Annotated in this window: 14 protein-coding genes and 1 pseudogene; 12 read left to right on the top strand and 3 right to left on the bottom strand. The window is 70.7% G+C overall.

The features are described 5' to 3' along the window. From FLX07_RS33825 to FLX07_RS33810, 4 genes and pseudogenes are all read left to right on the top strand, one after another. Nucleotides 1–383, top strand: a pseudogene (locus tag FLX07_RS33825) (potassium-transporting ATPase subunit B); the annotation flags it as partial. Then, nucleotides 384–1271 (top strand): potassium-transporting ATPase subunit C, encoded by an 888-nt coding sequence (locus FLX07_RS33820; RefSeq protein ID WP_142575759.1) that lies wholly within the window; start codon nt 384–386, stop codon nt 1269–1271. A gap of 5 nt (nt 1272–1276) precedes the next feature. Continuing rightward, the gene (locus FLX07_RS33815) at nt 1277–3835 is read left to right on the top strand and encodes a sensor histidine kinase (RefSeq protein WP_142575758.1); all 2559 of its coding nucleotides are present in this window, start codon (nt 1277–1279) and stop codon (nt 3833–3835) included. Further along, nucleotides 3832–4500 (top strand): response regulator, encoded by a 669-nt coding sequence (locus FLX07_RS33810; RefSeq protein ID WP_142575757.1) that lies wholly within the window; start codon nt 3832–3834, stop codon nt 4498–4500. Before FLX07_RS33815 ends, FLX07_RS33810 begins: the two co-directional genes overlap by 4 nt. 873 nt (nt 4501–5373) lie before the next feature. Here the strand turns inward: FLX07_RS33810 and FLX07_RS33800 are convergent. From FLX07_RS33800 to FLX07_RS33790, 3 genes are all read right to left on the bottom strand, one after another. Further along, nucleotides 5374–5892, bottom strand: coding sequence for a DUF2199 domain-containing protein (locus FLX07_RS33800; RefSeq protein WP_142575756.1), 519 nt, complete (start codon nt 5890–5892; stop codon nt 5374–5376). A gap of 5 nt (nt 5893–5897) precedes the next feature. Further along, complete coding sequence (locus FLX07_RS33795; protein ID WP_142575755.1) at nt 5898–6305, bottom strand: arsenate reductase ArsC; 408 nt, start codon at nt 6303–6305, stop codon at nt 5898–5900. 135 nt (nt 6306–6440) lie between these two features. Continuing rightward, nucleotides 6441–7472: an inorganic phosphate transporter gene (locus FLX07_RS33790; RefSeq protein ID WP_142575754.1), complete on the bottom strand. Its 1032-nt coding sequence runs from the start codon at nt 7470–7472 to the stop codon at nt 6441–6443. A gap of 1141 nt (nt 7473–8613) precedes the next feature. Here FLX07_RS33790 and FLX07_RS33780 point away from each other — a divergent pair. The 8 genes from FLX07_RS33780 (at nt 8614) to FLX07_RS33750 (ending at nt 17979) form a co-directional block, all read left to right on the top strand. Then, complete coding sequence (locus FLX07_RS33780) at nt 8614–9378, top strand: aquaporin (protein WP_142575753.1); 765 nt, start codon at nt 8614–8616, stop codon at nt 9376–9378. Nucleotides 9379–9630: 252 nt separating this feature from the next. Then, nucleotides 9631–11253, top strand: a complete 1623-nt coding sequence (locus FLX07_RS33775) for an OPT/YSL family transporter (protein WP_167748491.1) — start codon at nt 9631–9633, stop codon at nt 11251–11253. 105 nt (nt 11254–11358) lie between these two features. Continuing rightward, the gene (locus tag FLX07_RS38615; protein ID WP_259402773.1) at nt 11359–11493 is read left to right on the top strand and encodes a hypothetical protein; all 135 of its coding nucleotides are present in this window, start codon (nt 11359–11361) and stop codon (nt 11491–11493) included. A 115-nt stretch (nt 11494–11608) separates the two neighbouring features. Beyond that, nucleotides 11609–13129: a radical SAM/SPASM domain-containing protein gene (locus tag FLX07_RS33770; protein WP_142575751.1), complete on the top strand. Its 1521-nt coding sequence runs from the start codon at nt 11609–11611 to the stop codon at nt 13127–13129. Next, the gene (locus tag FLX07_RS33765; protein WP_142575750.1) at nt 13084–13989 is read left to right on the top strand and encodes a methyltransferase domain-containing protein; all 906 of its coding nucleotides are present in this window, start codon (nt 13084–13086) and stop codon (nt 13987–13989) included. The genes FLX07_RS33770 and FLX07_RS33765 overlap by 46 nt, the downstream gene beginning before the upstream one ends. Then, nucleotides 13980–15395 (top strand): TldD/PmbA family protein, encoded by a 1416-nt coding sequence (locus FLX07_RS33760; RefSeq protein WP_142575749.1) that lies wholly within the window; start codon nt 13980–13982, stop codon nt 15393–15395. The genes FLX07_RS33765 and FLX07_RS33760 overlap by 10 nt, the downstream gene beginning before the upstream one ends. Beyond that, the gene (locus FLX07_RS33755; protein WP_142575748.1) at nt 15379–16728 is read left to right on the top strand and encodes a metallopeptidase TldD-related protein; all 1350 of its coding nucleotides are present in this window, start codon (nt 15379–15381) and stop codon (nt 16726–16728) included. The genes FLX07_RS33760 and FLX07_RS33755 overlap by 17 nt, the downstream gene beginning before the upstream one ends. A gap of 15 nt (nt 16729–16743) precedes the next feature. Continuing rightward, nucleotides 16744–17979 (top strand): NAD(P)/FAD-dependent oxidoreductase, encoded by a 1236-nt coding sequence (locus FLX07_RS33750; protein WP_142575747.1) that lies wholly within the window; start codon nt 16744–16746, stop codon nt 17977–17979. The last annotated feature ends 778 nt before the right edge of the window (nt 17980–18757 follow it).

Raw genomic sequence — 18757 nt, 5'->3', positions numbered from 1 at the left:
AGCTCATCGAGATCGTCGAGATCGGCAAGCAACTGCTGATCACGCGGGGGGCGCTGACGACGTTCTCCATCGCCAACGACATCGCGAAGTATTTCGCGATCATCCCGGCCATGTTCGCGGCGGTCTACCCCGGCCTGGACACGCTGAACGTCATGCGGCTGCACAGCCCGCAGTCGGCCATCCTGTCCGCGGTGATCTTCAACGCCCTGGTCATCGTCGCGCTGATCCCCCTGGCCCTGCGCGGGGTGCGGTATCGCCCCTCCAGCGCGTCCCGACTACTCAGCCGCAACCTCTCCATCTACGGCCTCGGCGGGATCGTCGTCCCGTTCATCGGCATCAAACTCATCGACCTGCTGGTCCAGTTCCTTCCGGGGATGTCATAAATGGAACGCCTGCCAAGCTGGATCCGCCAGCACCTCGCGGCGCTGCGCGCGCTTCTCGTGCTCACCCTGGTGACCGGCGCGATCTATCCGCTGCTGGTCACGGGCGTCGCGCAGGCCGTGTTCAACGGCAACGCCAACGGCTCCCTCCTGCGGAAGGAACCCGCGCAGAAGGACGGCAAGGACGTGGGCAGCGCCCTCATCGGCCAGAGCTTCGCCGGCGAGGACGGCGCCCCGATCAAGAAGTACTTCCAGAGCCGCCCCTCGGCGGGCGGCTACGACCCGCTGGCCTTGGGCGCGAGCAACCTCGGCCCGGAAGACGTCCTCGACACCCTCCCGGTGCCGGGAGCCAAGGACGACGAGGGCAACCCCGACACCGGAAGGCAGAGCCTGCTCACCGAGGTGTGCGCGCGCTCCAAGGCGGTCGGCGAACTGGAGGGCGTCAGCGGGGCCAGGCCGTACTGCACCGGTGACGGGGTCGGCGCGGTGCTGAAGGTCTTCCCCGCCGTCGGCACACCCACGAGGGTGGTCAGCGTCAACCAGGCCTGTCCCGCCACGCCGTTCATCCCGGTCTACCAAGGGGTGAAGGTCGAATGCGGCCGGCCCGGCGAGGACTACTCGGCGGGGCGTACGGTGCCGGTGCGCGGAAACGCCCGAGCGGTCGTCCCGTCGGACGCCGTCACCGCGAGCGGCAGCGGCCTCGACCCGCACATCTCCGTCGCGTACGCCGAACTGCAGGCCCCCCGGGTCGCCAGGGAGCGCGGCCTCGGCCTGGACACGGTGCGGACCCTCATCGGGCGGCACACCACCGGCAGGGCGCTCGGCTTCATGGGAGAACCCGGCGTGAACGTGCTGGAGCTCAACCTGGATCTGGACAGGCTGAAGGGATGAGGTAGATGGCGCGCGGGCGGCTGCGGGTCTATCTGGGGGCGGCCCCCGGAGTCGGCAAGACCTACGCGATGCTCAGCGAAGGTCGCAGGGCCACGGAACGGGACAAGGATGTGGTCGTGGGTCTCGTCGAGACCCACGACCGTCCCCGCACCGCCGAACTCCTGGAGAGCATGGAGGTCCTCCCACGGCGGCGCGTCCCCTACAGGGGCGCGACCTTCACCGAGCTGGACGTCGAGGCGGTCGTCGCCCGCGCACCGAAGATCGTCCTGGTCGACGAGCTGGCGCACACCAACGTGCCCGGCTCGCGCAACGTCAAGCGCTGGCAGGACATCGACGAGATCCTCGACGCCGGGATCGACGTCGTCTCGACGGTGAACATCCAGCACCTGGAGTCGGTCAACGATGTCGTCCAGGAGATCACGGGCGTGCCCCAGCGGGAGACCGTGCCGGACGAGGTTGTACGCCGGGCCGACCAGGTCGAGCTGGTCGACATGTCCCCGGAGGCGCTGCGCCGCCGGATGGCCCACGGCAACGTCTACCCACCCGAGAAGGTGGACGCCGCCTTCTCGAACTACTTCCGAGTGGGCAACCTGACGGCGCTGCGTGAGCTGGCCCTGCTGTGGGTGGCGGACAAGGTGGACGAGCAGCTCGACCGCTACCGGGCCGAGCACGGCATCGCGGGCACCTGGGAGGCCCGGGAACGCGTCGTCGTCGCGCTCACCGGCGGGCCGGAGGGCGACACCCTCATCAGGCGCGCCGCCCGCATCGCCGCGAGGAGCAAGGGCGCCGATCTGCTGGCCGTGCACGTCACCCGGGCCGACGGGCTGGCCGGCGGCGACCCGGCGCTGCTGGCGCGCCAGCGCACGCTGGTGGAGAGCATCGGCGGGACCTACCACCAGGTCGTCGGCGACGACATCCCCCGCGCGCTGCTCGACTTCGCCCGCGGCGTCAACGCCACTCAGCTCGTGCTCGGCGCCTCCCGGCGGGGACGGTTCGCCCAGCTCTTCTCCCGCGGGGTGGGGGTCGAGACGACGGCCCGCTCGGGGTCGATCGACGTCCACATGATCACTCATGAGCAGGTCAGCAAGGGCAGACATCCCGTACGGCCGCGAGCCGCGCTCACCCGTAACCGGCGGATCGCGGGCTGGGCCACGGCGATCCTCGGGCTTCCCCTCCTGATGCTGGCGTTGCTGCCGTTCCGCCACGACCTCTCGCTGCCCAGCGAAATCCTGCTGTTCCTGCTGGCCGTCGTGGGCGTCGCCCTGATCGGCGGCAGGTGGCCCGCGGTGACCGCCGCGGTGGGCGGCTCACTTCTGCTGAACTACTTCTTCACCCCGCCCGTCAACCGGTTCACCATCGCCGACCCGGAGAATCTGCTCGCCCTGACGATCTACGTACTGGTCGCGATCATGGTGAGCACCGTCGTCGACCTGGCCGCCCGGCGCACGCGAGAGGCCGCACGGGCCCAGGCCGACGCCGAGGTCCTGTCCACCCTGGCAGGGCACGTGCTGCGGGGCGAGCACGCGCTGCCTTCGCTGCTCGCCAGGCTGCGGGAGACCTTCGCGCTCACCTCGGTCACGCTGCTCGAACGCCGCCCCGAGACCGCGACGAGCCCTGACGCCCAGTCAGAGCCTGAGGCGTGGCGCATCGTCGCCACCGCCGGGGGCGCGCCCTGCACCTGTCCGGGTGTCGCGGACACGGATGTGGCCGTCGACGACGATCTCGTTCTGGCTCTGCGCGGGCGGCTGCTCGACGCGGCGGACCGCCGGGTGCTCCAGGCCTTCGCCGCCGAGGCCGCAGTGGCCCTCAGGCAGGAGCGTCTGCGGGAGGAGGCCGAGAAGGCCAAACCGCTCGCGGAGGCGGACAAGATGCGCACCGCGCTGCTGGCCGCCGTCAGCCACGACCTGCGCACTCCTCTCGCATCGGCGCGTGCGGCCGTGGAGGGCCTGCGCGCCACCGACGTCGACTGGTCACCCGACGATCGCGAGGAGTTGCTCGCCACGGCGGACGAGTCGCTGTACAAGCTCGACCGGCTCGTCGCGAACCTTCTCGACATGAGCCGGCTGCAGGCCGGAGTGCTCGGACTGTCGCTTCAGCCGGTGGCGCTGGAGGAGATCGTGCCCCGATCGATCGACGACCTCGGGCCGCTGAGCGACCAGGTGGAAGGGGACATCGCACTTGAGCTTCCCGAGATCGTCGCCGATCCCGCACTGGTCGAACGCATTCTGGTCAACCTGATGACCAACGCCGTCCGCTACAGCCCGGAGGGCAGGAAGGTCCTGATCACCGCGAGCTGGCACGGCGACAATGTGGAGATCCGCGTCGTCGATCGTGGTCCGGGCATCCCATCCGAGGCGTACGACCGCGTCTTCATGCCCTTCCAGCGCCTCGGCGACCGGGACAACCACACCGGCATCGGCCTCGGCCTCGCGCTCTCACGCGGCCTGGCGGAAGCCATGGGAGGCAGCCTCACGCCCGAGGAGACCCCGGGCGGCGGTCTCACCATGGTCCTCACCCTGCCGATCTCCTCGCGAGCCCGCATCGCACAACGGGGAGCGACATGACCCGAATTCTTGTCGTCGACGACGAGCCGCAGATCCTCAGGGCACTGCGCATCAACCTGGCCGCCCGTCGATACGAGGTCGAAGTCGCCGGTGACGGCTCCTCCGCCCTGCGTGCCGCCGCTGACTGGCACCCCGACGTGGTTCTGCTCGACCTTGGTCTGCCCGACATGGACGGGGTGGACGTCATTCACGGACTGCGCGGCTGGTCCTCGATGCCGATCCTCGTCCTGTCCGGACGTACGGCCACCACCGACAAGATCGCCGCCCTGGACGCCGGCGCCGACGACTACGTCACCAAGCCCTTCGGCATCGACGAACTCCTCGCCCGCGTACGAGCGGTAACGCGCAGAGCGTCCATCCACGCGCACGAACTAGCGTCCGTCAAAGTCGGCGACCACATGGTGGACCTGACGAGCAAAACAATCTCCGGGGGACTGCGACTCACCCCCACCGAATGGCACCTGCTGGAAATCCTGGTCCGCAACCCCGGCAAGCTCATCAGCCAACGGCACCTGCTCGCCGAAGTGTGGGGGCGCAGCCATGTCAAGGAGACGAACTACCTGCGTCAGTACATGGCGCAACTCCGCAAGAAGCTCGAACCCGACCCCGCCCATCCCGTGCACCTGATCACCGAGCCGGGAATGGGCTACCGGTTCACGCCCTGAACCGGGCAGCCCCGGTTGGCGAGCGTGAGCGACGCCACGGAAAGACCGGCGAAATTCGTCTCGGCCGTACTGCCCCGCGCCGCCGCCGCATAGGCCTTTTCCGATATCCCTGACCGGGTAGTGACTGTGGCGATCATCGTGGGCGTCTACGCCGCACGAGGCCGGAGCCCGGTCAGCGCGTCGGCCACGGCCACCATGGCGTGGATGTTCCTCACCGGGTTCCTGGTGAACGACGCCGGAACCCTGACGTTCTCCCCGGCCGACAGGGTCAGGCTGGGGATCCTCCTCGCTACAGGAGTCTCGGCGGTGCGGTGGGCAATGCTGCAATCGCTCTGTCACATCACGGAGTCGCCCGGGTGCCCGGCTCCGCGGCGCCCGGCCACGGCGACGTGCCTTCTCGGCCGGCGAGATCTGAGGCCCGCCGCATGAGCGGCGTCTGTCGAGCTCCTGGACCCATTTGACCGCGACCGCTGCGACCTGGACCAGCTCGGCGCGCAGGCGGTCGGCGTCCTCCTCCGCGAAGGCCTCGAGAACCTCCTCGTGCAGGATGTGCCGCCAGGTCAGCCGGCCTTCAGCGGCGGCGTCGGTTACGGCCTGTTTGGCGAGGTCGGCTTCGGGCGCGTACGCGGGCCCGGTGCCGTCGGGGTGTTCCTGTAGGCCCCACCTCGCGTCCTGGGCGGCTCGTTCCGCTGCCACGTCGCTGAGCGCTCGGTGCAGCGACCCTGGCAGGCCGTAGTCGCCGGGCTGCGTCATCGTGTCGGTGCCCTTTCCCTTGAACGGCGATCTGGATGCCAGGCCACGGATTGACTGCCAGACGGCGTCGAGCAGCTGGACGAGGGGCGCGACGGCGAGGCCGCGGAGCCCACTTCGGAATTACTTTCGCTGACCGGGGTGGAGGAGCAGCTCGGCCAGTTCCCGGACTCGGGCGTGGGTGATGCCGGTCCGCTGCTCCACCGCGAGGGGATGGCCGGTGGGCTCCAGCTCGACGACCGGGCGTAGTCCGACCGGCCGCGTGTGGAGGTTGGTCTTGAGGTTGAGCGTCGTCGGTTCGTAGATCGGCAGTTCGGAGGAGAGCCAGCCGAAATAGGGAGGTTCGGACTCCCGGCCCGGGGTCTCCCACAACCGGCTCATCCGCGCGAAGCTGTCCCGGCTCAATGAGACCCATACGCCCCAGGTGAACGTCTCGGCCGTGTCGATGATGGGGATCTCGACGAGGCCGTGGACGAAGAAGTGCTCTCCTTCGATCACACACTGGTCGGAGGAGAGCGCGCTGTCGGGCGCCCCGGTCATCTCAGGGCTCCAGTGGGCGGGCGCGGGCATGTGGTAGCTCAGCGGTAGCTCGTCGTGGTGCCGGCCGCAGCAGGAGCAGAGGAAACCGGAATCGATCGACACGGGCGTCAGCGTAGCGAAGGAAGTTCGGCCATCAGAACCTTCACCCGGTCGTGGATCTCGTCTCTTATCTCGCGCACGGCGTCGATGCCTTGCCCGGCCGGGTCGTCGAGTTTCCAGTCCTCGTACCGTTTGCCGGGGAGGACAGGGCAGGCATCACCGCAGCCCATCGTGATGATCACGTCGGATGCCTGGACGGCATCGGCAGTGAGGAGCTTCGGACTTTCGGCGCTGATGTCGATGCCGACCTCGCGCATGGCGTCGACGGCGACGGGGTTGACCCGCTCTGCGGGCGCCGACCCGGCTGAACGGACCTGGACGCGGTCGCCGGCCAGATGAGCGAGCCAGCCGGCCGCCATCTGGGAACGGCCGGCGTTGTGTACGCACACGAACAGGACGCTGGGCGTCGGGGGCATGGATGGTCCCTTCGATCGTTGGGGAACGGGGAAGATCGGGTGGCTGCCGCGGGACCTAAGGCGACCAGGAGGTGCTACCGCTCCGGGATTGCCGCCGACCGCCAGGAACGGTGGCAATCCCGTCGGCTGTGCCGGTTACGAGAGCAGTAGATACGCTCCTGCGGCTACGGCGGCGGCGACAGGCGGTGTGCACAACCACGCGATCAGAAGGTCACGGACCGTCTTCTTGTTGAGCCTGGACAGGTCATTGGCCGCGATGCCGGAGATGGCCCCTGCCGACACCTGCGTGGTCGACATGGGCAGGCCCAAGATGGCGCCCAGTCCGACGAGGCTCGCGGTCGTGAGGTTGGCGGTGAAACCTTCGACATGAGGAATCTGGATGACGGAGTACGCGAGCCGGTCGGCGATGCGAGAGCCCGCCAGAACACCTCCGATGGCCATGGCCGCGGTGACGGCGAATAGCAGGCCGGTCGGGGTCATCCCGCCCACCAGCGCGAAGGAGCCGATGGCAACAATCTTGGGCGCGTCGTTGAGGCCCCGGGCGAAGCTCGCCAGGCCGCTTGTCGCCCAGTGCGCGATTCCGACGGCTCGCTGCGCTTTGGTCGGCTCGACCTGTGTCGTCAAGGTCGCGACCGGCGCCGCATCGCCGTCTGGGACCGGAGCCTGGATCTTTTCCCTTCTCGCAGTACGGATCGTCACGACTTTCCGGGTGATGATTCCCAATACGGCGGAGATGGCGTAGGCCACCAGGATGCTCAGCAACAGCGGCTGCACGACCTTCCCAAGCAGCCCGTTCCACTCGACCGCGGAGCCGGCGAACAGGCTTCCGGCGCCAAGAAGCGAGCCGACCAGGGCATGGGTGGTGGAGACAGGCAACTTCAGGATCGTGGCCAAGACGACCCAGAAGATGGTCCCGATCAGCACCGCGACCGTGAACGTCGGGGTGGGCCTGGCGGAGACGATGCCTTTGGAGAAGAGATCGGTCATCTTCGAGGCCAACGTCAACGAGACGAGACAGCCGAGGATGGTGGCTACGGTGCCCCATGCGATGGCCGTGCGGATTTTCGTCACGCCCGCGCCGGCGAGCGTCGCGACACCCTTCGGTACGTCGTTCGCTCCGTTGGCGGCGGCCAGTAAGAGCACAAGCAGAAGTACGAGCACTTCCATGGGTATGCCTCCGGGGGGTAGCGGTGCTCGTGTGGGAGCGCGCGCAGCGAGAGGTATGGCTGGGCCGGACTACACGTCCGCGGCATCAGACCGAAGAGCAACTCTCGAAGCCGGCGTCAGGCGCTGTCTTCCGCAGGGTCGGCAGTCGCGGTTGCCTTCGGGGCCGTCGCACGACTTCGGCGCGGCGACAGACCGGTGGCGAATCGGTTGAGTCGTCCGACCGCGGCGAACGGTCCGCGCCGCCGCGTCGCCGGCGCCGTGGCGGACACCTGGGAGGCGGGTTTGCGGGCGGCGACGGTCACCCTGCGGAATTCGACGTCCCGTACGGTCTCCCGGGGGCGTTCCTCACGTTTGAGGATGGTGAGCCCGGTGAGGCCGGCACGGGTGGAAGCCCTCCAGGAAACGCTCTTCCTGCAGCGCTCCGCTGCAGCAGCCGGACCAAAGCTCCGGGTCGGCCTGCAGGGCGGCGGGAACGTCGCAGCTGACGGGATTGCCGCAGCCGTAATCGTTCTCCAATACATCTGAGGGGTATTGCGGACCATCGTCGACCGGGCAGCACAGGCCCGTCTCGGGGACCCGCGACGCGGCGCCGTAGCGCTGTTGTACGGCCTGTTCGACGTTCGCCCATACATCACCCGCCTTTGAATCTTGGGTCCCTGTTCGATGGCAATAGTCAGGACTATCGGAGCTATCGTCAAGACCTGCGGATGACGAAGGTTATCGACTGGTCTGTGACGGCCGGTGATTTCTCGGACGCTCGACGAGCGTGCCTTTGACGAACGTGGCCCCGGCGCCGTCCTCGGGCGGCTGTCTCGGTGATCGCTGTTGCCGAGCCGCTGGTCGGCGCGGGCGTGCCTGCTAACCGCTGCGTGTTTCCGCCCCTTTTCGGGCTGTCCGGAAATGGGTAATCGCGGCTGGGCTCCCGGCGCGGCGCTCGGGTGGACTTCCCGGAAATTGGCGCTACCAAATCGCATTGATATCTGTAAATATCAGTTCAGATGGTGCTGGAAGTGGCGCTTCGGGTCATGTGACGACGGGTCGGCTGGTGCGGTACAGCCGGACGTCGTGCGGTATGTCATGTCAAGGGGAGGCCTAACGTGCGCGACTCGTCAGTCCGTCTCGCCCGGATCGGTGATTTTTGGTGAGCCCGGCGTTGCCCCGCCGGGCGCTGGCCGAGTATGTGGGCACGCTGCTGCTGGTGACGGTGGTGGTCGGGTCGGGGATCATGGGGCAGGAGCTTTCGCCCGATGACGTGGGACTTCAGTTGCTGGAGAACTCGATGGCGACGGTCTTCGGGCTCGGGGTGTTGATCCTCATTCTCGGCCCGATCTCCGGGGCGCACTTCAACCCGGTGGTCACGCTGGCCGACTGGTGGGTGCACCGCGAGCTTTCGCTCTCCGGCGTGGGGGTCTACGCCGCCGCCCAGATCGCCGGCGCCATCAGCGGGTCCGTGCTGGCCAACGCGATGTTCGGCAAGGCCGCCGTCACCTGGTCCACGCACGACCGCTCGGCCGGGAACCTCCTGCTCGGCGAGGTCGTCGCCACGGCGGGGCTGGTGCTCGTCGTCTTCCTGCTGGTCCGCGCGGGCAACGCCCGCCTGGCGCCGGTCGCGGTCGCCTCCTATATCGGCGCGGCGTACTGGTTCACCTCGTCGACCAGCTTCGCGAACCCGGCCGTGACCATCGGCAGGGCCTTCTCCGACACCTTCGCCGGGATCGCTCCGTCCTCGGTGCCGGGGTTCGTCGTCGCCGAACTGATCGGAGGCGTGATCGGTCTCGCCCTGGTCGCCGGGCTGTACGGCCGGGATCCGGGCGCGGTGACGGGCACGGCGACGGGTGCGGTGACGGGCACGGCGACGGCCGGACGCGCGGACGCCGACCCCCTGCTCGCCGATCGCACGCTGTGATCTGGCGGAATTGGCCGACGTGTTATATGGCGCAATTACGAAAAGTATCGTAATGGTCACGTAACATGAGCCGTATGCATAAATAGACAGTCTTGTCCAGACTCTTGACCATTGCCGCCGGCCCATTTTAATGTGCACTCGTCGGCTACATCGATGGTTATCAATGTAGTTCACCTGATTTGAGATGGGGGGCGCTCTGTGGGAGGAAGGGAGCGCACCGTATCCTCCACCACATCGCATTCGGCTCCGGCGGTGGACGCCCCTGACGGCTGGCGGGGATCGTACGTCTGGGCCACGCTCATCGGCCTGGCCATCGGCGTGTTGCTCTGCGTCCTCAACGTGCTGGTCCTGTTCCGCACCGGCACGTCCTTCGGAGGGTCGGCGCTGGTGGCCGCGCTGGGCGCGGCGCTGCTCCGGGTGGCGGGGGCGCTCAGCTGGCAGGGTCTGTTCGTCGTCTTCTCCATCGCGTCCAGCGGATACATGGCCACGGCCGCGCTGGACACCGGCATCGGAGCCGTCGTACTGCGGGCCGGTGAGTTGCCGGCCTGGGGTTTCCTGGTGGTGCTGGCGATGGCCGCGAACGCTGTGGGCATTTTCCTCGGCGGACTCGTCGCCCGGACGCTCGTGGTCGCCGAGAGACTGCCCTACCCGACGCTGAAGCCGGCCATCACGCTGATGGCGTCGCTCAGCAGCCCCAGGGACGGGGAGAGCGACCGGCTCGGCCGCATGCTTCCCATCGCCGCCGGCGTGGGCGCCGCGTCGGCCCTGGGGGTCGCCCTGTGGGGGCACGACGTCACGCCGGAGGTCACGGGCACCCATCTGGCCCTGGCCCTCTCGCCGTTGCTGTACGGGGTCGGGTTCCTCATCGGCCCGCGCGCGTGCGCCTGGCTGGCGGCCGGCGCGGCGTACACCGTCGTCGTGTGGGCGGTCCAGGACGGCACGGCGGGCCGGTCCGTGTCGTTCACCGACCACCTGTCCTATCCGTGGGTGCTCGCCGCGGGTGTCGGCCTCATCCTCGGCTACTCCCTCGCCTCGATCGCCCGGGTCCGCGGTCCGCTGGCGCGTTCCCTCAAGGGGGGCCGTCTGCTCCCGGGCCGTGCCCGGTGGCTCGCTGTCGCCGTCCTCGCAGGAACGGCGCTCCTGGCGCTGATCTACCCGTCGCTTCTGCGCTACGTCGGCTACGGCCTGCTCGGCGTCGTGCTGCTCGCCGTGATGACCGTGTTCCTCACCCGGGCCGGCGGCGAGATCGGGCTGGTGCCGCTGTCCCCGGCGCTGTACTTCAGCGTCGTGGCCTTCGCCGTGTCCGGCGCGGACCAGACGGCGGCGTTGCTGATGGCCTCGACCATCTGCTGCGCGGCCCTCGCCGCCGTGTACTTCACCTATTCGGTGAAGGTCGCCCACGATCGTCCCGAGGGCCTTTCCGCGCCGCCCAGGCGGCTGACGGGCTGGACGCAACTGGCGGGCGGCCTGGCCGGCGCCGTGGTCGGCGTCCTGGTGATCGCGGTGCTCAGCCGCGCGGGGGTGCTCGGAGGACGTTCCTTCCCCGCTCCTGTGGCCACCGCGGTCCAGTTCGTGGACGCCACCGTCCGGGGATCGGCCGAATACCCCGCCACCGTGGCCCTCGCGCTGGCCGTCTCGGGCCCGGTGGGCCTGGGCCTGGCCTTCACCTCGGCCATGCCCACGATGATCGGCCTCGGGGTGCTGCTTCCCCCCGCCTACTCGCTGACCCTCGCCGCCGGAGGCCTGACCCAGTGGCTGCTCATCCGCCGCAACCCTGGCCGGCGCAGCGGCACCGAGATCGTCGCCTCCGGGCTGATCATCGGCGAGGGCCTGGTCACCGTCGCGGTGCTCATCCTGCGAGAGGTCCTGCGATGACCCGCCACCTGGGGCACGTGCCCCACCAACGACTCTCCCCGCCGTGTCGCGGCGGGGAGCGGGCCGGAGAGCGCGGCAGAGATCACAGTGGAGGAGGTGATACCTATGATCGCCATTTCCATGATCGAGAACGCCGAAGTGTCCGAGAAGCAGACCGACTGCTGCACCGCCATGCGCGGCCGGAAGAACCTCGACGTCGTGACCAGCATCATGGCCAACGACCCCGACGGCTGCGAGTGATCGTGGCCGGCGGACCGTACGGCACAGGTATCCCCTGCCGCGCCCTCCAATTCCCGGCCCACCCCCTCACCCACCCCCTGGCGGCACCACGGACACCCTTTCTGGGAGACACACCATGCTTGTGAGCCCGAACACCGTCACCTTCTCGGTGGAGCTCCCCGAGGGAACCTTGGACCCGGCCTATCTCGACGACAGCGGCAAGGTGAGCGTCCTCGCCAACGCGGTGTCCGGATCGATGGACATCGTCACCCCCGCCGAAATCGCCGTGCTGGAACGGGTGCGCGCCGGGGACGCCGCCGTCGACGGCGAACTCGTGGCGGGCCTGCTCGAACGCGGGTACGTCTGCACCGACCCGGTCGAGGAGGAGGCGCGCTACCGCGCCATCGTCGACGGCTACTTCCAGGCGATCCAGGAAGCGCCGTTCCAGTTCATGTTCATCCCGTCGTTCGTGTGCAACCTGGCGTGCCCGTACTGCTTCGAGGGCGAGCTGACCACCAAGAGCCCGCGCATGGACGAGGAGATGATCGAGGCCGCGTTCGACACCATCCCGGAGATCCAGGACCGGCACCAGAACTCCGGCCCGCCGTACATCACCCTGTTCGGCGGGGAACCGCTGCTGGACACCGCGTACCAGCGCGGCGCCGTCGAGCAGATCCTGCGCGGCTCCTACGATCGCGGCTACCCGGTCACCGCGATCACCAACGGCGTGGCGCTGGACGCGTACGTGCCGATGCTGCTCAAGTACGGCTGCGAGGAGGTCCAGGTCAGCCTGGACGGCACGCCGAGGACCCATGACACCCGGCGGGTGTTCCGCAACGGCAAGCCGACGTTCGAGCTCATCGAGCGCAGCATCGACGTGGCCGCGGAGGCCGGCATCCGCGTGCTGATCCGGGTGCTCGTCGACGAGGACAGCGTGGACGACATGCCGCGCTTCGCGGAGTTCGCGCAGGCCAAGGGGTGGCTCGACCACCCGAAGATCCGCCTGTTCAACGGCTTCACCAAGGCCACCACGTTCCTGTACGTCACCCCCGACCACCCCGAGGAGAAGCGCAAGCGCATGGTCCGGGGGGACGTCAAGGCCGGGCTCCAGGAGGCCTTCTGGAGCATGGTTCAGCAGAACCCCCTGGTGGACCGCATGCTGCAGCCCGACCTGGCCCGCATCAGGTCGGCCGTCCTGGAGGGCGACCGGCTGCGGCCCAATCTCCAGGGGTGCAGCGCCGGCACGAGCGTCGTCGCCTTCGACCCCTACGGAAAGATCTACGGCTGCCCGGAGACCGTGGGCCGTCCCCAGCACGCCTGCGGGACGTTCTACCCCGAGTTCAGCTACGCGGCCGGCTATCGGGATCCCTGGCGGCACCGCCACGTGGACACCGTGCCCATGTGCCGCGACTGCAACGTGAAGTTGTTCTGCGGGGGCGGCGGCTGCCCCATCAAGGCGTGGGCGGCCAACGGCGGCGACTTCAACACCTGCTACTGCCCCAAGGTGTCCAGCATCACGACGCGTGTCGAGACCCAGTTGGCCTACCTGTTGCCCATGGCGCTGCGCCGGCGGCAGGAGCACGCGAACCGACCGGAAGGAGAAGAGGGAACGTGGGAGCAGATGACACGCGTGGGTTCGTTTCCCTGGATGAGCTGATCCGGCCGCAGGCGGCGGCCGGCATGGTCGCCGAGCCGGACGCCTGCGGATGCGCCCCCGCGACCGCCGACCAGGCGGCGGGCTGCTGCGCGGCCCCGGCCGACCAGGGTCCCGTCCCAATCGAGACGCACGTCAAGAAGCGCTACGACGCGCTGGCGGTGCAGGGCACCAGCACGCTGTGCTGCTCTCCCACGTCGGTGTACACGCCGGAGGAGCTCGCCGAGATCCCCGACTGGGTCCTGGAGCTGTCCAGCGGCTGCGGCTCGCCCATGAACGCGATCGGCCTGCGCGCCGGGCAGACTGTCGTGGACTTCGGCTGCGGCGCCGGGCTGGATCTGCTGATCGCCGCGCGCCGGGTGGGTGAGACGGGCCGAGTCATCGGCGTCGACGCGTCGATGCAGATGGTAAGGACGGCTCGCCGCGCGGCCAGGGAGATGGGGCTCAAGAACATCGACGTGCGGGTCGGTGACATCCGGCGCCCGCCGGTGCGTGAGGGCAGCGTGGACGTGGTGATGAGCAACTGCGTCCTCGGCATGTTCCCCGACAAGAAGGAAGTGCTCCACGCGGTCGCGGCCGTCCTGCGCCCGGGAGGGGTGGCGGTGATCTCCGACGTCGTGTACTCCGACGACGGCCCGCCCCCGGCGGACGTGGCGGCCGGCGAGTCCGCCGGCGCGGAGGACTTCGCCCGGTGCGTGGTGGGCATGACCGAGAGCCAGTACCGCGACCTGGTGCTCGGCGCGGGCTTCGGCAGCGTGGACATGCGCAGCGACGGGCTCGTCTCCTACCGTGACGGTGCGCAGGTCACCAGTGCCATGATCTTCGCCTACCGGGACGACAGCCCCGCGCGACCGTGCTGCTGACCGGCGGCTCGCCCGCGCTCTTCCGGGACGCCGGTCTGCGGGCGGGCGACTACGCCGAGGTACGGCTCGAACGCGCCAGGACCGTCGATCTGGTGTGGCGCGGTGACGGCCTGGAAAGCAGCGTGACCAGCCGTGACGAGGGGTGCTGTGCCCGGGTCGTCGGCCGGTCGGGGTCGGCGTTCGCGTCGAGCACCGCCGTGGACGCCGGGCCGGTGCTGCGCAGGGCCGCGCGCGACGCCGCCGAACTTGGGTGTGCGGCGGGACGTCTCGCCGCACACCGGCCCTACCGGGACGACCGTCCCGGCGAAACCGGCGAAACCGGCGAAACCGGCGAAACCGGCGAGGCCGGTGAGCTCGCGGAGACGGTCGGCCTGGCGGAGAAGATCGAACTGCTCGGCGCCTACCACGCGGCGGCGCTGGCGGCGCACCCCGGCGTGACCGGCGCGCTGGTCTACTACCGCGAGTCGGTCGCGGACGTGGAGCTGTTCACCAGCGAGGGGACCGGCGTCTCCTACCGGCGCAGGGACCTGACGCTGCAGATCACCGTCTACGCCGACGGCGGCGCCGCGAGGACCGCCGGCTCGGTGTCGGCCGGCAGCGGCGGCGACTTCTCCGTGGTGCGGGGCCTGGCCCCGGATGTGGAGGCCGCCGTCGCGACCGCCGTGGACCTGCGCGCCGCCCCCGTCGTGGCGCCCGGGGACTACGACGTCGTCTGCGACGGCCCGCTGGCCGGCATCTGGGCCCACGAGACGATCGGGCATCTCGCCGAGGCCGACCACCACCTCGGGGACGCGCATCTGCAACGGTCCCTGGCCCCCGGGCGCCGGCTCGGCCCGTCCATGCTGACGATCACCGATCACCCCGGACGCCCCGGTGCGCGGGGCTTCGTACCGGTGGACGACGAGGGCACGGCGGGGTCTGCGGTGGAGCTGCTGCGCGACGGTGTCGTCACCCGGCCCCGGCTGCACGACCGCTCCACCGCGGCGGCCTTCCGCGAGGAGCCCACCGGCAACGCCAGAGCCCTGAACTTCCGCCACCCGCCGCTGCCCCGGTTGCGGACGATCGCCATCGCCCCCGGCGCCGCGTCCGAGGAGGAGATGATCGGCGGTGTGACGCGCGGGCTGCTGGCCCGCGGCGTGCTCGGCGGGCAGACCGACCGCGCCGGATTCACCTTCCTGCCGGCGGAGTGCCGGGAGATCCGCGACGGCGAGGTCCGCGGCCGGGTCAGAGGCGTGGTGCTGTCCGGTGACGTGCTCGGCGCCTTCGCGGCCATCGACGCGATCGGCCGTGACCAGTGGCGCGGCGACACCTCGGCGAGCTGCGGCAAGCAGGGCCAGAACGCGCTGCCGGTCAGCTCCTGGGCCCCCACGCTGCGATTGCGAGGCATACGTGTCACCTCTGGCTGACCGGCTGGAACAGGTCGGAGCGGAGGCCGCGGCCCGCGCCGACCACTGGGAGATCATGTCCGTCGAGCGCGACGACACCGTGGTGGAGGTCGGCTCGGGAGTGCCCGACCTGGTCAGGTCCGCGCATGAGACGGCGCTGTGCCTGCGGGTGCACCGCCACGGCCGGGTGGGCACGGCCACCACGACCCGCCTCGACGACGTGCACGGGCTGGTCGGCGACGCCGTACGGAACGCGGCTCACGGGCCTCCGGCGCCACGCGACCCGGTCATCGGGCGGAACGCCGCCCCTGCGGCCGCCGAGACGGCCGCCGTGGATGAGGGAACCCGGTCCGTCCGGCTCCTGGCCGAGCAGCTGGGCGCGCTGCAACGCTCGGCCGGGCTGACGGTGCACGGCACGGTGACCCGGACCGAACAGACGGTGCACCGCGCGGCCCCGGACGGGCGGACCACGACCTCGGACCGGTTCTTCCACATCGCCGCGCTGGCGGAAGGGTCGGTCGTCCAGTTGCCCTGGACCGGCTGGACCCGGACGCCGGCGCTGCCCGCCGCGCTCTCCGCATGGCTGGAGGCCGCGGCCGGCTGGGACGGGTTGCCCGCTGCCGACGTGCCCTCGGGCGACCACGACGTGCTGCTCGCGCCGTCCGCGGTGCACACCCTGCTCACCCCGCTGGTGACGGCGCTGAACGGCACCGCCGTCACCGCGGGCCGCTCGTTCGTCGCCGGGCACCTGGGGGAGCCGTTCCTGCACCCCTCGATCGGCCTGCGCGACCACCCTTCGGAGCCGGCCGCGCCGGACGCCGCCGACGAGGAGGGCACCGGCGGGCTGGCCTGGCCGGGCTGCGACGACGACGGCGTGCCGTGCGCGCCCCTCACGCTGGTCGAGCGGGGTGTCCCGGTCCGGGCGTACCACAGCGTCCGTACGGCGGCCGCGTGCGGGACGGCGCCCACCGGGCACGGGTTCCGGGGCAACGCGCTGCGCCGTACGGTGCTCAAGCCCGCCACGCCGGTGCTCAACGGCGCGACGCTGTCCGCCGGACCGGCCGACGCCGGTTCCCTCGACGACCTGCTGGCCGGCGTCCGCGAGGGGGTGCTCGTCGAGTCGCTGATGGGCGGGCACCAGCGCGCCGGCCTCTCACCGGTCGTCGAGGGCAGGCTGCGGCTCGGGTTCCTGATCAGGGACGGACGGGTGGCCGGGATCCTCCGGCAGCGTCCGATCGCGCTGGACCTGCGTGAGGTGCTCGGCCGCCGGTTCCGCGCGGTCAGCGACCGCCGGTGGGCCGTCAGCAGGATCTGGTCGGGCCGCATGCCGTTCGTGCTGGCCGGCGGGACATGACGCGAGGAGTGGCCGATGTATGACGTGATCGTGGTCGGCGGCGGCGTCACCGGGGCCGCGAGCGCCGCCCTGCTCGCGCGGGAGGGGCTGCGGGTCCTGGTGTGCGACCGCACCCGGCTGCCCGCTCCGGCCGTCTCCACCCACTTCTTCGGCCCGACGACGCTGGCCTTCCTGGACCGGCTCGGCGTGCTGGAGGAGGTCCTCGCCACCGGCGCGCCACCGCTGCGGCGCTGGCACCTGGAGGTCGAGGGCGGCTACTACGGGGCGCCCATGCTGCCCCGCTCGCCGTACCACTACAACCTGTGCGTACGCCGGGAGACCCTCAGCGGGGTCCTGCTGCGCGCCGCGAGCCGTTACGGGGCCGAGATCAGGGAACGCAGCCCCGTGCGGTCCCTGCGCTGGGACGGTGACCAGGTCATCGGGATCGAGGGCGCGGGGTGGTCGGAGAAGGCCAGGATCGTCGTGGGCGCGGACGGGCGGGGATCTGCGACCGCCCGCCAGACCGGCGCGGCCACGACCTTCGACGCCGGGGCCATGCGCTGCACCTTCCACGCCTACTGGGAGGACGTCGTCCCGCTGCCCTCGCCCGCGCTGGAGCTGTGGCACGACGGCGGCCACGTGCTCCAGGCCGGCCCGTGCGACGGCGGGCGGTGGGTGATCATGCTGTCGGCGCCCGTGGGAGAGTACGCGGCGATCCGGGCGGAGGCGGGGGGAGAGGAGGGGTACGAGCGCCTGCTCCGCTCGATCCCCGCCATGGCGGACCGGTTGCGTGCGGCGCGGCGGGTCTCGCCCGTGTACGCGTCCAAGAGCCTGCGCAACTTCCACCGCGAGCCGGCCGGACCCGGCTGGCGGCTGGCGGGCGACGCCTACTGCCACAAGGACCCGCTGTTCGGCGCGGGCATCACCGACGCCTGCGCGGCGGCGGAGGCCCTCGCCGCCACGGTGCCCCTCGCGGTGGACGGCGACACGCCGCAGGCCCGGGAGAGCTACGCGACCCGCCTGGACGAGCGCGTCGGGCGCAAGGTCCGCGCGGGTCTCGCGGGGCTGCGCATCGACCCGCCGGAGCCCGGCCAGCTCGCCTGGATCCGGGGCGTGCTGGCCCATCCCGGGCTGGCGCTGGAGATGACCCGCCGCTGCTCGGAGCTGTTCGCCGGGCTCCCCGAGGACCGGCGCGACTTCTGGCAGCGGGTCGCCGACGGCGCCTCGGAGGTGCTCGGCCTGCCCCCGGCGGCCTCCGTGGACGCGTCGTGACCACCGTCCCCGGCTACCTGGCCGGTCACGTCGAGAACCTGGCGGCGCTGCAGGCCCGGGTCGCCCATGCCCGCTGGCTGGCCGCGACGGGGCAGCGCGAGGACCACCCGGCCCTGCCGGAGGGCGGGCTCACCTGGCTGACCGACGGCGGGCTCGTCCTCCTGGCACTGGAGCACGGTGACCTGCACTACGCCGGGGAGCTGGTCCTCTGGTACTTCCGCGTCCGGCTGACGGAGGCGACCGCGGGGCTGCGGCTGCTCCAGCGCACCGTCACCGCCGAGGCCGGCGGCAGGACGCTCACCCACGGGGAACTGGTCGCCCTGTCGCGGACCGTCACCGACGACCGGCGGCGCGCCGAGGTCCGGGCCGCCCTGGCGGACGTGGGGGAGCGGCTGCGCGAGGGCCGGCGGCGCTGGCTCGGCGCGTACGCAGAGGCGCGGGCCGAGCTGGGGTTCCCGACGCACGCCGCGCTGGTGCGGGCGCTGCACCCGGAGGTGGACCGGTTCGTCGCCCACGCCCGGAACTGGCTGGACGCCACCCGGGCCGGGTTCCTCAGGCGATGGGACGACTGGCGGGCACGCGACGCGATCTCCACCCCGTCCCTGGCGGACGCCCGCCTCGTCGCCGCACGCGCCGTCCTGCCCGAGGGCGCCGTCGGCGCGCTCGCAAGCGTCCGCGCCACCGTACGGGAGTGGGGTTTCGGCGGATGTCTGGAACGCATCGTCGTCGACGACGTCGCACGGCCCGGCAAGTCGGGCACGGCGTTCTGCTCGCCGGT

The organism is Microbispora bryophytorum (assembly GCF_006874465.1).
Lineage (GTDB): Bacteria > Actinomycetota > Actinomycetes > Streptosporangiales > Streptosporangiaceae > Microbispora > Microbispora bryophytorum.
This window is presented reverse-complemented; position numbering and strand designations above follow the sequence as displayed.

Excerpts from the sequence above, each read along its gene's own strand:
- FLX07_RS33820 (WP_142575759.1), top strand. The coding sequence starts at position 384 with ATGGAACGCCTGCCAAGCTGGATCCGCCAGCACCTCGCGGCGCTGCGC.
- FLX07_RS33815 (WP_142575758.1), top strand. The coding sequence starts at position 1,277 with ATGGCGCGCGGGCGGCTGCGGGTCTATCTGGGGGCGGCCCCCGGAGTC.
- FLX07_RS33810 (WP_142575757.1), top strand. The coding sequence starts at position 3,832 with ATGACCCGAATTCTTGTCGTCGACGACGAGCCGCAGATCCTCAGGGCA.
- FLX07_RS33795 (WP_142575755.1), bottom strand. The coding sequence starts at position 6,305 with ATGCCCCCGACGCCCAGCGTCCTGTTCGTGTGCGTACACAACGCCGGC.
- FLX07_RS33790 (WP_142575754.1), bottom strand. The coding sequence starts at position 7,472 with ATGGAAGTGCTCGTACTTCTGCTTGTGCTCTTACTGGCCGCCGCCAAC.
- FLX07_RS38615 (WP_259402773.1), top strand. The coding sequence starts at position 11,359 with ATGATCGCCATTTCCATGATCGAGAACGCCGAAGTGTCCGAGAAGCAG.
- FLX07_RS33770 (WP_142575751.1), top strand. The coding sequence starts at position 11,609 with ATGCTTGTGAGCCCGAACACCGTCACCTTCTCGGTGGAGCTCCCCGAG.
- FLX07_RS33750 (WP_142575747.1), top strand. The coding sequence starts at position 16,744 with ATGTATGACGTGATCGTGGTCGGCGGCGGCGTCACCGGGGCCGCGAGC.